Source organism: Streptomyces atratus (assembly GCF_014648655.1).
GTDB lineage: Bacteria > Actinomycetota > Actinomycetes > Streptomycetales > Streptomycetaceae > Streptomyces > Streptomyces atratus.
The window spans coordinates 14,152-30,463 of record NZ_BMRN01000028.1 but is presented as its reverse complement, the minus strand read 5'-3'; the positions used below and the strand labels follow the sequence as shown (position 1 = coordinate 30,463).

Sequence of the window (16,312 nt, the reverse complement as noted above, 5' to 3'; positions counted from 1 at the left end):
TTGAGGGTGACACCTGTCACCTTCCGGGCGACCACCCCGGGCGTTCACGTGATTACACGCTGTCCAAAGGTGATTGCGTTGCCGTCGGGATGTTTGTCCGACCCGCGTCCGTTCGCGTCAAGGGGTTGGCAAGCACGGAGAGGTAACGGTCCCTCAGGGTCCCACCCGCGACTGACGATCTCTACCGTTCCTTTGCAAGATCTCCCACTTATGATCAAGCCTCCCATGATGTGGACACCTCATGGGTAAATTACGTTACTTCAGGGGAGAAGCGATGAGACGAAGAGCTGGAGGCGGAGCGTTCCGTCAACGGCGCGGGTCGTCAGTGGCCATGGGCCGAATAGCCTTGTCCGTGGCCGCGGTGATGACGGCTCAGGCCGCGCTGGTGTCGGTGACCGGTGTGGCATTCGCGGCTGATACCGGTACGCCAACGGTGGCCCAGGCAGACACCAAGTCGCTGGCTTCATCGGCAGATTCGGTGGCGGCGGCGCTGCTCACGGCCCGCCTGCAGGACCGGAAGATCGAGGTGCTGTCGGAGCGCTCGGCGGCCTCGACGACATACGCGCTGCCGACGGGTGAGCTGCAGACGTCCACGTATGCCGGGCCCATCCGGCAGAAGGTGGATGGTAAGTGGCAGGACATAGACACCACTCTGGCCGACACCGGCACATCGCTGGAGCCGGAGGTGGCGGTGGCCGACATCGCCATCTCGAACGGCGGGGACACGACGCTGGTCTCGGTCGACAAGGGCAGCAAGTCCTTCGGCCTGGGCTGGGAGTCGAAGCTGCCCACCCCGGAGGTCAAGGACGACACCGCCTCCTACGACCTGGGCGACGGCCAGACGCTTACGGTGACCGCACTGTCTCAGGGCTTCAGCCAGAACGTGATCCTAGACGCTGCGCCCGCCGAGGCCCCGGAGTACCGGATCCCCCTGGATCTGAAGGGACTTGAGCTTTCGGTGGCCGATTCCGGGCACCTGCTGCTGAAGGACTCCGACGGCAAGCTGGTGGCCGAGGCCCCGGCGCCGATGATGTGGGACTCGAGCAAGGACGACGCCTCCGGCGAGTCGAGGCACCAGGCCAAGGTGACCACCAAGGTCGAGACCGCCGGCGACGGCTCCCAGATCCTGGTCCTGACCCCGGACGCCGACTACTTCGACCAGGACCTGGCCTACCCGGTCACGGTCGACCCGACCTCCACCCTCGCGGTGACCACGGACACCTGGGTGGCCACCAACTACACCGACTCGCAGGTCTCCTCGACTGAGCTGAAGTCGGGCACGTACGACGCGGGATCGACGACGGCCCGCTCGTATCTGAAGTTCGACGTGTCGGCGTTCAAGGGCAAGCACATCACCGACACCAACCTGGCGCTGTACTCGTACTACTCCTCGACCTGCTTGACCTCGGGGGCGGGTACGCAGGTGCGACGGATCACGTCGTCGTGGTCGTCGTCGGACATCACCTGGTCCGACCAGCCGTCCACGACGGCCACCGGCGCCGTGACCAACACCGCAGCCAAGGGATACTCGTCCGACTGCCCGGCCGGCACGATGAATTTCGACATCGACGCCATCGTGCAAGCGTGGGCAGACGGATCGTCCAACTACGGCCTGCGGATCGCCGGTGCGAGCGAGACTGACAGTTATACCTGGCGCCGCTTCCGCTCCGCGAATTACGTCTCCGGGGACGGCTCAACCGAGCCGCACCTGACGGTGACGTACAACTCGTACCCTGTGGTGCCGAGTTCGCTGGCGATCTCGCCGTCGCAGGTAAACGCCTACAACGGGAAGCGGTACGTCACCTCGCTGGCCCCGACGCTGTCGGCGAAGGTGACCGACCCGGACGGCTCCAACACCAAGGCGCAGTTCGAGATCACCGCCGATCCGGGCTACGCGGACACCACGTACTCGTACACCGGCACGTCCTCGTCGGTCTCCTCGGGCTCGACGGCCAAGCTGACGGTTCCTTCGGCGAGCACGTTCCCTGCGGGCAAGCATCTGCGCTACCGGGTGCGTGCGTACGACGGCACGGACTACGGCTCGTGGTCCGGCTTCACAACGTTCGTGATGAACACCGGGCTGCCCGTCGCCCCGACAGTCACGTGTGACATGTACGAGGAGAACGGCTGGACAGCGAAGGCCGACAGCGCGGTGTCTTGCACCTTGGACACCTCCTCCACCGACGGCGCCGGGTACCACTGGGGCTTGGACAACAGCAGCCTGCCGAACAAGAAGCTGGACACGACCGACGGCAACGGCGGCGACGCACTGACGATCAGCATCGACCCGGCGAACGGATGGCACACGCTGTACGCCCGCACGGTCGACTCCGGCGGGAACCTCTCCTCGGCCATCACTGCCTACAGTTTCGGCGTGGGCGCGGACGGCGCGGCGATTCTGTCCCCGCAGGATGGTGACGAGACGGCCCGCCGCCTGACCTTGTCTGCCAAGGGCCTGACCACCTACACCGGCGTGACCTGGCAGTACCGGCGTGGTGAGGAGGACTCCTGGCACACCGTTCCGGTCGACGACGTCACCGCCTCCGGCGCGGCGGTCTCCGCCTGGCCGGTCGCGGTCAGCGGCGGCACTGCCACCAAGCTGGTGTGGAACACCGTCGCCAGTCTCTCCGAGGACGGCGTGATCGAGCTGCGTGCCGCCTTCACGGACGGCAGCGGCACCGGCCGCTCGCAGACCGTCGAGGTCACCCTCGACCGTGACGCCGGCACCGCGCCGGGCGCCCCCGTGGGGCCGGGCTCCGTGAACCAGCTGACCGGTGACTACACCCTGTCGGCCACCGACGCCTCGGCGTTCGACACGACCGTGAGCCGTTCCTTCTCGTCTCGGGCGAATGACACGGACAACGAAGGCCAGGCGGAGATCTTCGGTCCGGGTTGGATCTCGTCCGTCGCGTCCCAGGGCGCTTCGTACACCCAGCTGCGCGCCACCTCCAGCACCTCGGTCGAGATTCTGAGCGCGGACGGCAGCTCCATCGCGTTCACCAGTACCACGAGCGGCGGGTGGAAGGCGCAGCCTGGCTATGAGTCACTGACCCTGACGGGCACGCTGTCGGGGACGAAGTTCACGCTCACCGACACCGACGCCAACAGTACGGTTTTCTCCAAGGCGGCATCCGCGGCCTCGACCTGGACGCTGTCGTCCACGGCGTCCGCGGTGAGTGACTCGTCCGTCACTGTCGCGTCGGAATCGGTGGTGGTGGGCGACGGCACGCTGGCCCGTCCGAAGTACGTCATCTCCCCGACCCCGGCGGTCACCACTTCGACCTGCCAGGCGGACCCGCCGACCAAGGGCTGCCGAGTACTGGAGTTCGTCTACGCCGACACGACCACCGCCACCAGCAGTGCCCTGGGCGACTACAGGAACCAGGTCAAGGCCGTGAAGCTGTGGGCCACTGACCCGGGCACCTCCGCCTCCACGGCCGAAACGGTGACGTCCTACGCCTACGACGCCTCCGGGCACCTGCGCAGCGTGTGGGACCCGCAGATCAGCCCCGCGCTGAAGACGACCTACACCTACGATTCCGACGGCCGCGTCGCGACCCTCACCGAGCCCGGTGAACTCCCTTGGACCTTCACCTACGGCAAGGCGGGCTCAGCGCTGACCTCCGGTGCGGGCATGCTGCTGCAGGCTTCGCGCCCCGCACTCGCAACGGGATCGAACAGCAACGTCTCCGGTACCGCCGTGACCGGTGTCGTCTACGACGTCCCGCTGTCCGGGTCCAAGGCTCCGTACAAGCTGGACAAGGACACAGTCGCCACCTGGGCCCAGGACGGGGCGCCGACCGACGCCACGGCTGTCTTCCCGCCCGGCTCGGCTCCGCTCTCCCACACCGGGAGCGAGCTCGCCGCTGACGCCTACACCAACGCCACCATCACCTACATCGACGCCAACGGCGAGGAGACCAACACCGCCACGCCCGGCGGATCCATCACCACTACCGAGTACGACGAGTACGGCAACACGGTCACCGAACTGAGCGCCGCCAACCGTGAACTGGCGCTGGGCAAGTCGTCCGGTGCCGCCGAAACGCTGGCCGCACTCGGTCTCACCGACCTGTCCACCGCGGACCGCGCCCAGCTGCTGGCCGTGGTCTCCGCCTACTCCTCCGACGGCGAGCGTCTGCTGAACGATTACGGCCCGCTCCACGAGGTCACCCTGACCAAGGAACTGGTCGGCTCCACCGCCGAGTCCACCCTCGCGGCGGGCACGGTCGTCCCCGCGCGCACCCACACGTCGTACGCGTACGACGAGAACCGCCCCTCCGACGCCGAGCTGTCGGGCCTGGTGACCACCACGAAGACGGGTGCCTCTGTCGACGGGTACGGCACGGACGGCGACATCCGCACCGTGACCACCAGCTACGAATGGTCCACGGGCCAGACGAAGGCGAGCGGCGGCGACGATTCCACCGGCATGGTCACTACGTACGATTCCGCCGGGAAGGTGGCCACCACACGTACCGCGGGATCCAGCGGGACGGATGCTGCGACCATCAGGTACGAGTACTACACCGCCAATGGCACGGGCACCTGTGCGGGTCGGCCGGAATGGGCGGGCCTGGTCTGCCGGACCTCACCGGCGGCCGGCATCACCGGCGGCGGCAGCAATCCCAACGAGACGGTCACCACGGTCTACACCTACGACCGATGGACCCAGCTCGCCACAAAGGCCGAGAGCGCCAATGGCGTGACCCGCACGACCACCATCGCCAAGGACAGTGCGGGCCGACCCGTCAGGACGACCGTCACCGGTGGCACCGGCCAGGCAGTCCCGGCAGTGACAGTCGCCTACAACGAGACCAACGGCAAGGTGGCCACTCGGACCGGGGACGGACAGTCCATCGTCTACACCTACGACGCCCTGGGTCGCCAGACGTCCTACGGTGACGGCGCCGGCAACGCCACCACCATGTCCTACGACGTCCTCGACCGGCCGGTGAAGGTCACGGACTCGGCTCCGTCCAGCGTGACGTACGCGTACGACACCGCCGGCAACCGCAAGACCCTGACCGACTCGGTCGCGGGAACCTTCACCGCCTCGTACAACGCCGACGGTGCACTCACCTCCGAAACCCTGCCCGGCGGCAGCACGCTGACGGTCGGCACGGACACAACTGGCAACGAGACCGGCCGCGTCTACACCGATGCCGAGGGTGACACGATCGTCTCGGACAACGCCCGGTACAACGCCCGTGGCGAGCAGGTCGGGCACACCCAGACCGACGGCTCCACCACGGACACGGCCTACCTCTACGACAGTGCCGGACGCCTCACCCAGGCCGCCGACACCACTGCCACCGGCTGCACCACCCGCGCCTACACCCTAGGCGCGAGCAGCAACCGGACAGCGCTGAAGGCCAGTTCGGACGACTGCGACAACAGCACCGACGACACGACCACGGCCACCATGTCGTACGCCTACGACAGTGCCGACCGGTACGTCGCCGACGGTGTGGCCTACGACGCGTTCGGCCGCACCACAACGAGCGGCGACAGCACGCTGACGTACTACGTCAACGACCTCGTGCACAGCGAGACCGTCGGCACCGGCCGGCAGACCCGGTCCCTGGACGCTGCAGGGCGACTGGCCGTCCTGGCAGACCAGACCCAGGCCACGGACGGCTCCTGGAGTACGACGAGCACCGTCACCAATCACTACGGCTGCGACTGTGACAGCCCCAGCTGGAGCAAGTCCTCGGCCGGTGCCGTCAGCCGCAACGTCGCCGACCTGACCGGCGCTCTCGGAGCCGTCAGCACAGCGACGGGGGACGTGGTTCTCCAACTGTCCAACCTGCACGGAGACGTCACGGTCCAGCTTCCGCTGGACACCTCCGTGGCTCCGACCGTCCAGCAGTACGACGAGTACGGCAACGCGCTCGATGGTACGGCGTCGACCGCGTACGGATGGCTGGGTTCCTACCAGAGGGACAGTGGAACCCTCAGTGGAATCACCCTCATGGGAGTCCGTCTCTACGACTCCTCCAGCGGCCGGTTTCTCCAGACCGACCCAGTCTACGGAGGGAATGACAACAGCTACGACTACTGCCGCGGAAACCCCGTCTCGTGCACGGACCTGACCGGCGCCTACTCGTACTCGTTCTCGTATAACCTCGGCTTCTACTTCAGCTCCGCCAAGACGGTCTTCAAATGGATCCGCAACCACTTCTGGGTCTTCCCCCTCACCGGGTGCGGCTCGACTCTCAACAGGGGGGAGCGGTGCAACCTCAAGCCCGTGCTGGGTCCGGTCAAGGTGGAGAAGCTGACCTCGACCTACTTCCAATTCCTTTCTCTGAAGGGGCACTTCGAAGGCCCTGGCAAGAGACTGAGGTTCACCTTCACCAAGAGCTGGGGGCAGGTCTACATGAAGGTCAAGGCATGGGGGCCGAACAACACGAAGTGCAATAACAACAAGCTCTGTTCGACAGCGAACAAGATCTCTGCCAGGACAGGATTTGCGGTCTTCGCGGTGAACATCGCGTTCTATACAACGGCCTACGGAATCTGGTGATGCGTCATGGACACTGCAGCCCACGACCGGACACGGTCGGCACTGAGCTACTTGGTCATCACCATCGTGGCCGCGGTTCCCTGGCTCATCGCGGTCCTACCGCTCACTCTGAACGGCATGCAGCATGTACAGGAAGCCGGTGAGTCCGGGAACGGCTCGGTCGGGCTGGGCATCACCATGCTGATGCTGGCGGTGCTGCCCGCGATGGCCTCGCTGCTGGTGCTCGTGTTCGGGATCACCGCCCGTGTCCAGCTTCGCAGGGCCCTGCATTTCGCCGCGGCGGTTCTGTTCTTCAGCGGGATGGTGTCCTTCTTGTCCGCCGTGCTGCTCGCCATGGCGTAGAAAGCAAGCAGTGACGAAGGCAGTTGCGGCCCTCTGAATCACCGGAGGGCCGCAACTGTTAGCCCAGGGCGCGAGTCAGCCAGGCGTCCAGGGCAGTTGGCGAGGCACCGGACCACCCCAGATGGCCATCGGGGCGTACCAGCATGATCTCCCGCCCGTCTCCAGGCTCCGACAGCGTGGCAACAGCGGTGTCTCCCCCCAGCCGCCGACGGGCGACGTCCACGAATGCCCGCCCGTTCGCAGCGGGAGCAACGAGCGCCCACCGGGGACCGAGCTCCCCGTGCAGGCGGGTCCGGCTGCCGTCCTCCCGGACGCACGGCAGGTCAGGTGCACGGTCACCGGCACGCAAACCGGCGCCGGTCCACGAGCGAGGCCACCGGCGTCCAAGAGGCCCGTTACGGTAGGTGGTCCTGAGCTGCGAAGACCTCTCCCAGAGCAGCCGCTGGGCCATGGGCAGATTCAGCAGCGGAGCCAGAGCGCGATCACGGAAGGTGCGAGCCAGGGCGTTGTCCCCGGCGACCAGACGGGTAACGCCGCTGGTTGCCGCGACCACCTCGCGCGCCACCGGCCGCCGCTCCGCCTCGTATGTATCCAGCAGACAGTCCTGGGCTCGGCCCGAGGCGACCAGGGCGAGCTTCCAGGCCAGGTTCTCGGCATCGCCGAGTCCGGTGTTCATGCCTTGTCCACCGAACGGACTGTGCACGTGAGCGGCGTCTCCTGCCAGCAGAATCCGGCCACACCGGTACCTTGTGGCCAGACGGCGCTGAATACGGAATGCGGAGGTCCACAAGGCGTTCCATGCCTCTGGCGGCTCAATGCCCGCATGGTCCTGCAGGGCCTGTCCCAGTACGGTCGGCACTCGGTGTGAGTCGATGTTCTCACCGTCTGCCGGGGCCGAGGCCACCAGGCGCCAGATGTCACTTCCGGGCAGCGGGAAAACCCCGAGCATCCCATCCCTGTGCAGCCATGCCGACACCACGTCTCTGGGGAAAGGCAACGGTGCCCGCACATCCGCGAGCAGAAATCCGTCCATCATGGGGGCTCCGGGAAAGTCGATGCCCGCCAGTTTGCGCACACGGCTGTGCGCCCCGTCACAGCCAACCAACCACCTTGCGCGCACCTCCCCGTCATTGAGCTGAACAGTCACTCCCTCTGCATCCTGAGTGGCATGGACAAGTTTCTGCCCCCACTCCACCTCGACACCCAGTTCGCCGAGCCGGCGCCGCAGCTGCGCCTCCACCTCTGCTTGCGAATTGACCAGCACAGGACGATTCACCAACGTCGCATGCGCGCCAACCCTCAAGCGAACCAGGCACTTGCCGTTAACGTGAGTGACGAACTCCGCCACATGAACCGATCGCTCCGGCAGCCCTTCCAGAGCCCCGAGTCGGTCGAGAACCTCGGAGCCCCGAGGCTGCAGCCCCAAGGCACGCGATGCCATTGACGGCCGCTCTTCCTTGTCGATGACCTTGACCGGCACCCCGGCCATGCCCAGGCCGCACGCCAGGGCAAGGCCGGTCGGTCCCGCGCCCACCACCACAACCGCCGGACTCGGCACCTCAGATCCTCCGCGACACAGGCCCCTCAAGACTGAAGTGCCGAGCATAGCGCGCGTGAAGTTCATGTCCCCTCGGGTGGTACAGCACCCCGTGCGGCCTCGGCCCTCAGGGCAAGGTTGCAAGATCTCCGGCACCACGTCAGTTCGCGGTACCGGCATCCACGACCCCTGCGGACGCCCTTGCTCCGGCCCGGCAGGCGTCCGTGCGGGCCCCCGCCGGTGGGTGTCGGCGGCACACTGGTCACGCCGGGGGACCTGATCGTGGCCGACGAGGACGGTGCCGTCCGTGGTCGTACCGCAGGACCGCGCGGTCCCGCTGGCCGAGGACTCGCTCCTGCACCAGGACCGTGAGGCGTTCGCACGCCGTCGCCTCGACGAGGGGGGCCTGCTCTCCGACTACTACCCACTCACCGGTGAAGGGCTGGACGAGTACCTGGCGAGCAAGCCCGCGACCTGACCGCTTGCGGGTTCTGTACGGGGACGGCTTCGTCCCCGTACAGATGGCGCGGGCGGTGCACCAGCCTCAACGGAAGCCGTAGTAGAGGGTGTTGTGCACGGTGTCCGGAAGATAGAGCACATCGTGACCGTCCGAGTCCCGCCGCACCGCGAGCCGGTCCGCGCTCACGCCCGGCGCGGCGGACTGCGCGGTCCAGGCCCCGTCCGCCGACTGCGTCGCGGCAAAGACCCGGTCGGTGCCCGAGGTGGTCACGTAGTAGATCCGCTTGGTGTCCGTCTCGTCCCAGGTGATGCCGAGGGCGGCTGCGGTCTGTCCGCCGGCGTACACGGTCTTGCTGACCCAGTCGTTGCCGCTCGGATAGGCGTAGTACACGCGAAAGTTGCTGCCGCTGTCGGCCGAGCGGTAGCGGTAGGCGACCTTCGGGGTGGAGCCGTCGAGGGTGAGCTTGGCGCTCTGCACCGCAGGACCGGCGTACCCGTTGTCGATGCTCCACTCCTCGCCGGTGGTCAGCTGCTGGATCACGTCGGAGGTGTCGGGCGTCACCGGGACGGTGAGCGCCGCACCCGTACTGTCGGCGAAGTCGCCGGTCGCCGGGTCGAAGCGCAGGTAGGAGAGCTGGTGGCGGAACCCGGTCGCCGGCGCCTTGGCCCACTCGTACAGCAGATGCACACGCCCCTCGCTGTCGACCGTCAGGTCGTCGGGGTACACGGAGCGGTTCAGCGCGCCGGCGAACGTGGCAACCACGCTCCAGCGCGCCGCTGCGTTGTCCCAGCGGTAGAGCTTGCCGGGGCGCTGATCGGCGCCGGCGCCGACACGGGCGGCCAGGTACAGATCGCCGTTGGGCGCCGTGGCGACGATCGGATAGGTGATGCCCTGGCCCTGGTCGGGCAGTTCGGCCGCATGGTCGGTGACGTCCCCGCCGGGGGCCTCGGTACGGAAGTAGCGCCAGGCGTCGGCGTGCATGGAGGCGAACACATGCAGACGTCCGTTGCCGTCCCGCGCGACGGACGGCTGGTTGTGGCCGTTGTCGTCAGGGAACTCCGCCTGCACCCCGCTCCGGTCGAGTAGAGGCAGCAGGCTCCAGACCCCGTCCGGGTCGCGCCGCGCGATGGCGGGCCGGTGCGTGGCGGCCGTCGAGCCCGGCTCGTTGAAGGCGAAGTACGTGTACTGGCCGCGGCCCTTGTACGTGGCGACCGGCGTCCACCAAGCGGCCTGGTTCGACGAGTCCATCGCGTACGGGACCTTCTCGATCACCGCCGCCGCGGCTGCCCTGCTCTGCGCGGTGTCGGCCCGGGCGGCCGGGACGGGCAGGAGCAGGGCGGCCAGGGCCGTGGCCGAGGCGGTGTACGTGCGTACCGTGGGACGTCGCAAGATGAGCTCCTTCGCGGGTGCGTGCGCGGGCGTGGAGGTGACGCGGTCGGCAGCGGCCCGAGGGCCGGCCGGCGCGGTCGTCGTGCGGGGTACGGAGCAGGGCCCGGCGAGGGTCGTGCGACGTTCGCCGGGCCCGGACTACGGCGCTCGGCCTCAGCGCTTGATGAGCGCGGCGGCCTCCTCGCCGGCCTGCTTCATCGCGTCCTTCGGCTTCGACTTGCCGACGAGGACGGCCTGCACCTGCTTGGCGACGGCCTCCTCGATCTGGGCATTCTGCGCGAACTGCCAGAACGGGCTGCCGGTCGCCGTCTTGGTGATCTTCTCGGTCCACTCCGTGGTGAAGGTGTCCTTGGCGACCTCCGGGGCGGCCAGACCCGCAGTGGTGGACGGCGGCAGTGCGCGCGCGGCGAAGTACTCGGAGGTGGTGGCCTGGTCGGTGGTGGTGTGCAGCGCGAACTCGGTCGCCGCGTCCTGCCCCTTGCCCTTCACGATCGCGATCACGCCGCCCCACAGCAGCGCCTGCGGCGTGTCCCCGGCCTTGAGCACCGGACGCTCCATCGGCTGCATGGCGTTGGCCAGCGTCTTGTCCTTGGACTGGGCGGAGGTCACGCCCTTGCCGATGATCGCGTCGTCGTAGAAGGCGGCCTTGCCCTGCCCGAACAGGGCGCGCGCGTCGAAGCGGTCCACGTCGGCGGCGATCAGCTTCTCGTCGTGCAGCTTCTTGTACCAGGTGACCGCGTCGATCGAGGCGTCGTCGCCTATCGTGACCTTCCCACCGTCGAGCAGCTTGCAGCCGAAGGTCTGCATCCACGGGAAGATGTCCTTGAGCTGCGCGACCTTGGTGGCAGCGGCATACGGTACGACACCGCCGCCGAGCCCCTTCAGCTCCCGTAGTGCGGCCTCGAACTCCTCAACGGTGGTGGGGTGCTTCTTGATCCCGGCCTTCTCCAGGAGCTGGGAGTTGGCGATCACACCGATCGATCCGGTGTTCCACGGCAGCCCGTACTGCTTGCCGTCGTACTTGCCGCTGTTCAGCGCCACGTCGGTGTAGCCGCCCTTGCCGGCCACCGATCCGAGGTCGGCCAGCTTGCCCATCTGCGCCATCGCGGCGAGCCAGGCGATGTCGAGGTGCACCGCACCCGTCGTCTCCCCGCCGCCCAGCTTGAGGGTGAGCTGGCTCAGGTACTCGTTGTACGGGTACGAGACCGCGCGGATCGTGGACTTCTCGGCCTTCTCCCATGCCGCGATGATCTTCTCGATCGAGGGCTTGGCTGCCTCCTCGTTGAGCGACCAGGAGGTGAAGTCGAAGTTCTTGGACTTCGGGTCGCCGCCGTTGGAGGTGCTGCCGGCGCCGGACGGTGCACAGGCGCCGAGCACACCGGCGCCGGCCACACCGAGCGCGCCGATGCCGAACATGCGCAGCGCGCCGCGTCGGCTGATGCCAGAGGTGGTCATGATCTCTCCATGGGGGAGTAAGCGGGAGGGGAGGTAGGTGAGGGCGCGGGCTGATCCCGCGGGTTCAGCTCTTGACCGAACCGGCGGTCATGCCGCCGACGAGGTAGCGCTGCAGGAACATGAAGGCGACGACCACCGGGATGGACACGATGAGCGAGGCCGCCATCAACTGGGGCCAGGCGGTCTGGAATTCGCCGATGTAGGTGGAGACGAGGCCGGGAGGCAGGGTCTGCTTCTCCTTGTCGGCCAGGGTCAGCGCGAAGATGAAGTCGTTCCAGCCGCGTACGAAGGCGAAGAGCCCGGCGGCGATCATCCCGGGCGCGGCCAGCGGCGCCACGATGGAGTGCAGCGTCCGCCACCGGGACGCGCCGTCGATGGACGCCGCCTCCAGCAGGGCGTCCGGGATGGTGTCGAAGATGCCCTTCAGCATCCAGACGCACAGCGGCATGGTGAACGTGGTGAAGGAGAGCACCAGGGCGGTGTACGTGTTGAGCATGCCGAAGCTGGAGAAGACGGCGTACAGCGTCACCAGCAGGAGCGCCTGGGGGAACATCTGGGAGGCCAGCACCAGGTGCATCAGCGACCGGCGCCCGCGGTAGCGGAACTTGGAGAACGAGTAGCCCATGTACGTGGCGACGACCACGCTCAGCACGGCGGTGATCGAGGCCACGATGAGCGAGTTGATCATGTACTTGATCAGCTGGTCGTTCTCGGCGAGGGCCGTGAAGTTGCTGAGGGTGAGATCGGTGGGTATCAGCTTCGGCGGGAACCGGAAGGTCGACTCGGGGGTGCTCAGCGCGGTGGCGAGCAGCCAGTAGACCGGCAGCAGACCGAAGGCGCCGATGACGACGACCGCACTCCAGGCGGCGATCCGCGAGCGCAGCACGTCCTTGCGTATACGGCGCCGAGCGCTGCGCCCAGCCCGCGTGGCGGATGGCCGCGGCCGGTCGACGGCGGACAGCGCGGTGGAGGTGGTGGAGGTCATCAGGCGTCGCCCTTCCGCTCGGTGATCCTGAGGTAGACGGCGACGAGGAGGAGCAGGAGCAGCATCCACAGTCCGCCCAGCGCGGTGGCCCGGCCGATGTCGAAGCCCTTGAAGGCGGTCTGGTACACGGCGGTCGCGAACGTCTCGGTGGTGCCGGCCGGTCCGCCTCCGGTGAGGACGTAGATGGTGTCGAAGTGCTGGAAGTTCCAGATGAACTCCAGCAGGAGCACGATCGAGGCGACACCGCGGACCTGCGGCCAGGTGACGGCGAAGAAGCGCCGGATCGAGCCCGCCCCGTCCATCGAGGCCGCCTCGTGCAGCTCCCTGGGCACGGTCTGCAGACCGGCCAGGAGCATCACCATCATCCAGGGGAAGCTGGCCCAGGTCTTGGTGACGATGACGGCGAGCATCGCGGTGCCGGGCCGGCCGAGCCAGGCGACGGACTCGTCGATGATTCCGGTCTCCATGAGGACGCCGTTGAGCACCCCGTAGTTTGCGTTGAAGATCCACATCCAGAGGAAGGAGACCACCACGCCCGGGATCACCCAGGGAAACAGGAACAGGCCGCGCAGGAAGCCGCTGCCCCTGAGGCCGGTGTTCAGCGCGAGCGCGAGCGCGAAGCCGAGCGCGAAGGGGACGAGCGTCGCGCCGACGGTGAAGATCAGCGTCTGCTTGAGGATCGTGAGGAAGTCGCCGTCCAGCCAGTATGTGAAGTTGTCCAGGCCGACGAACTCCCGGCCCGGCAGCCGCAGATCCTGCTTGAAGAAGCCGGTGAACAGCGCCGACAGCAGCGGGTAGAAGATGATCGCCGCGAACAGGGCGAGTCCCGGTGCGGTCAGCAGCAGGGCGAACGCACCGTTGGAGAGCCGTCCGCCGGTCCGCTGACGGGGCGGGGGCGCCTTCTGGGGAGGTGCGGCCGTACTCATGGGTGTGTCCTCTCAAACGGGGCAGGAGCGCCGGGGCCCTGTGTGAACGCCATCCATGCTCCAGTGAATGCAAGTTGCAGCATGCGGGATCGTTCTCCATATCGTGCGATGGCGTCAACCCTTTTGGTCGGCGAATCGCCGGTTCTGTGCAGGACCGGCGAACTCGCCCCACCTGCTCTGAACTTGAACTTCGGCTTGCGACAGACGGGTCGGTGGCCGTAACCGGAACTTACAACGAATCCCACGGGCTGAACAGTAGTTGCACAATATGGATGTGATGTACGTTCAAGGCTGCTCCGCTGCGACGGGGAGTATCCGAGCTTCACACCAAGGAGGCCGCACGTGCGGGAAGAAGAGGTCCATTACGACATCGCCGTGATCGGCGGCGGATTGGCGGGGACCTGCGCGGCCATCGCCGCGGCCCGGCTCGGCCGACGCGTCGCCCTGGTCAACAACCGGCCCGTCCTGGGCGGCAACGCCAGCAGCGAGATCCGCGTCTGGGTCTGCGGCGCCACCGCACACGGCGTGCACCGCTGGGCCCGCGAGACCGGAATCATGGGCGAGCTGTACACCGAGAACCAGTACCGCAACCCCGAGGGCAACCCCTACTACTGGGACCAGGTCGTCCTCGACGCCGTCCGTGCCGAACCGAACATCGACCTCTACCTCAACACCGACGTACGCGAGGTCGACGCGAGCGGCCCCGACGACAGCCGCGAGGTGCACTCCTGCACCGGCTGGATGGTGGGCTCGGAGCGCCGCATCACCTTCCATGCAAGCCAGTTCCTCGACTGCACCGGTGACGGCCTGCTCGGCCACCTCGCCGGCGCCCGCTACCGCATAGGCCGCGAGGCACAGACCGAGTTCGACGAGCCCTGGGCGCCGGCCGAGGCGGACCAGGCGCTGCTCGGCTCGACGATCCTCTTCCACACCAGGGACACGGGCCGGCCGGCGAAGTTCGTACCGCCTGCCTACGCCAAGGACCTGTCGACCACGCCCATCCTGCGCAACCGCATCCTGCGCACCGGGGACAACGGCTGCGACTACTGGTGGATCGAGTGGGGCGGCGAACTCGACACCGTCCACGACAACGAGCGCATCCGCGACGAGCTCCAGGCCGTGATCATGGGCATCTGGGACCACATCAAGAACTCCGGCCAGTTCCCCGACGCGGCGAACCTCACCCTGGAATGGGTCGGCAGTCTCCCCGGCAAGCGCGAGTACCGCCGCTTCCTCGGCGACTACGTCCTCACTCAGCAGGACATCCTTCAGCAGCGCCAGTTCGCCGACCGGATCGCCTTCGGCGGCTGGTCCGTCGACCTCCACCCCGTGCAGGGCATGTACGCCGACGAGCCCGGTGCCCGCCAGCGATACGCGGACGGCATCTTCCACATCCCGCTGCGCTCCCTGTACTCGGCGAACGTCACGAACCTGCACTTCGCCGGGCGCAACATCTCCGCCACCCACATCGCCTTCGGGGCCACCCGCGTCATGGCCACCTGCGCGACACTCGGCGAGGCCGCGGGCACCGCCGCGGCCCTGTGCGTCGCCGAGGGCCTCACGCCGCGCGAACTCGCCACCAAACGAACGGAACTGGTACGCCACACCCTGCTGCGCCAGGACGCCTCCGTGATCGGTCTCGCCGACGACGACCCCGACAACCTGGCGCGCACTGCCCGCGTCACCGCCTCCTCCCACCTGACCCGTCTGGCCGCCGAACCCACACCGGCCGCGCCCGGCACCCCGTACCCCCTCACCCGCGACCTGGCCCTCCTGCTTCCGGTCGACCCCGCACTCGACACGGTCGACCTCCTCGTCCACGGCGCCCCGAACGGCCAGTCCCGCGAACTCACCGTGGAACTGTGGAGCACGGGCCACCCCGAAAACGCGGTCCCCGCCGACCACCTCCTCACGACCACTGTCACCGTCCCGTCCGACGGCCCCCACTGGGTCACGGCCCGCCTGGACCACCACCCCGACACCCCCCAGAACGCGATCCTCATCGTCCGGGCCTGCGCGGACACGGCCCTGGTCCTCCTCCCCGAACGCACCGACGGTGTCCTCGCCCTGCGCAGGAAGGCCGAGGGAGACGCGGCCGTCGACCACGACATCCCGGAAGAAGACGGACAACTGGTCCTGGAATGGCAGGCCCGCGGCCTGCGCCGCCAGACCTTCGCCTTTCGGGCGGCCCCCGACACCACGGCATTCCGCCCCGAACGGGCCGTAGGCGGATACCAACGTCCCTACGGCGGCCCGCACATGTGGTCCTCCGCGCCGGAGGACGCCGCTGAGTGGCTCCGTCTCGACTGGCACAACGAGCAAGAACTCGTCGAAACCCGCCTGGTGTTCGACGACGACGTCGACGAATACCTCAACAACCTGCACCGCCACCGCACCCCGTACGAGGTCATGCCGGAACTCGTACGCGACTACCGCATCCAGAGCCGCGACGCCGCCGGTACCTGGCACACACTCCTGACGGTGACGGACAACCGACGCCGCCACCGTGTACACGAACTGAAGGCCGCGGACGGCAGCCCCGTACGCACCGACGCGCTACGGCTCGTGGTCGAGGCGACGCACGGGGCACGGCACGCGCACGTGATCGCCTTCAAGGCGTACGGCGCATAGCCACATGGCGAAGGGGTCCGGTGGAGGCTGATCAGCCTCCACCGGACCCCTTCGCCATGTA

Annotated in this window: 9 protein-coding genes; 4 read left to right on the top strand and 5 right to left on the bottom strand. The window is 67.7% G+C overall.

Translation table 11 applies throughout. The annotated features are described in order from the left end of the window. The first annotated feature begins 331 nt into the window (after positions 1 to 331). Positions 332 to 6,526, top strand: coding sequence for a DNRLRE domain-containing protein (locus IEZ15_RS30760; RefSeq protein WP_229846197.1), 6,195 nt, complete (start codon positions 332 to 334; stop codon positions 6,524 to 6,526). Positions 6,527 to 6,532: 6 nt separating this feature from the next. Then, a complete protein-coding gene (locus IEZ15_RS30755) occupies positions 6,533 to 6,868 on the top strand; it encodes a hypothetical protein (RefSeq protein ID WP_189280292.1) in 336 nt (111 codons plus the stop codon). A gap of 58 nt (positions 6,869 to 6,926) precedes the next feature. Here IEZ15_RS30755 and IEZ15_RS30750 read toward each other — a convergent pair whose 3' ends face one another. Continuing rightward, complete coding sequence (locus tag IEZ15_RS30750) at positions 6,927 to 8,426, bottom strand: FAD-dependent monooxygenase (RefSeq protein ID WP_229846196.1); 1,500 nt, start codon at positions 8,424 to 8,426, stop codon at positions 6,927 to 6,929. 286 nt (positions 8,427 to 8,712) lie between these two features. On the opposite strand from IEZ15_RS30750, the gene IEZ15_RS30745 reads away from it, so the two are divergent. Next, entirely contained in the window at positions 8,713 to 8,883 is a 171-nt protein-coding gene (locus IEZ15_RS30745; protein WP_189280291.1) for an RraA family protein, read from the top strand. A gap of 66 nt (positions 8,884 to 8,949) precedes the next feature. Here IEZ15_RS30745 and IEZ15_RS30740 read toward each other — a convergent pair whose 3' ends face one another. From IEZ15_RS30740 to IEZ15_RS30725, 4 genes are all read right to left on the bottom strand, one after another. After that, positions 8,950 to 10,254, bottom strand: coding sequence for a BNR-4 repeat-containing protein (locus tag IEZ15_RS30740; protein ID WP_189280290.1), 1,305 nt, complete (start codon positions 10,252 to 10,254; stop codon positions 8,950 to 8,952). Between the two features lie 153 nt (positions 10,255 to 10,407). Continuing rightward, entirely contained in the window at positions 10,408 to 11,709 is a 1,302-nt protein-coding gene (locus tag IEZ15_RS30735; protein WP_189280289.1) for a sugar ABC transporter substrate-binding protein, read from the bottom strand. 64 nt (positions 11,710 to 11,773) lie between these two features. Next, entirely contained in the window at positions 11,774 to 12,694 is a 921-nt protein-coding gene (locus tag IEZ15_RS30730) for a carbohydrate ABC transporter permease (RefSeq protein ID WP_189280288.1), read from the bottom strand. Next, the gene (locus IEZ15_RS30725) at positions 12,694 to 13,620 is read right to left on the bottom strand and encodes a carbohydrate ABC transporter permease (protein WP_189280287.1); all 927 of its coding nucleotides are present in this window, start codon (positions 13,618 to 13,620) and stop codon (positions 12,694 to 12,696) included. Before IEZ15_RS30725 ends, IEZ15_RS30730 begins: the two co-directional genes overlap by 1 nt. 342 nt (positions 13,621 to 13,962) lie before the next feature. Here IEZ15_RS30725 and IEZ15_RS30720 point away from each other — a divergent pair, with 342 nt between their 5' ends. Continuing rightward, the gene (locus IEZ15_RS30720) at positions 13,963 to 16,251 is read left to right on the top strand and encodes an FAD-dependent oxidoreductase (protein WP_189280286.1); all 2,289 of its coding nucleotides are present in this window, start codon (positions 13,963 to 13,965) and stop codon (positions 16,249 to 16,251) included. The last annotated feature ends 61 nt before the right edge of the window (positions 16,252 to 16,312 follow it).

What these genes read in the sequence shown, in the direction of transcription:
- IEZ15_RS30760 (WP_229846197.1), top strand. Translation starts at nt 332, where the DNA reads ATGGGCCGAATAGCCTTGTCCGTGGCCGCGGTGATGACGGCTCAGGCC.
- IEZ15_RS30755 (WP_189280292.1), top strand. Translation starts at nt 6,533, where the DNA reads ATGGACACTGCAGCCCACGACCGGACACGGTCGGCACTGAGCTACTTG.
- IEZ15_RS30730 (WP_189280288.1), bottom strand. Translation starts at nt 12,694, where the DNA reads ATGACCTCCACCACCTCCACCGCGCTGTCCGCCGTCGACCGGCCGCGG.
- IEZ15_RS30725 (WP_189280287.1), bottom strand. Translation starts at nt 13,620, where the DNA reads ATGAGTACGGCCGCACCTCCCCAGAAGGCGCCCCCGCCCCGTCAGCGG.
- IEZ15_RS30735 (WP_189280289.1), bottom strand. Translation starts at nt 11,709, where the DNA reads ATGACCACCTCTGGCATCAGCCGACGCGGCGCGCTGCGCATGTTCGGC.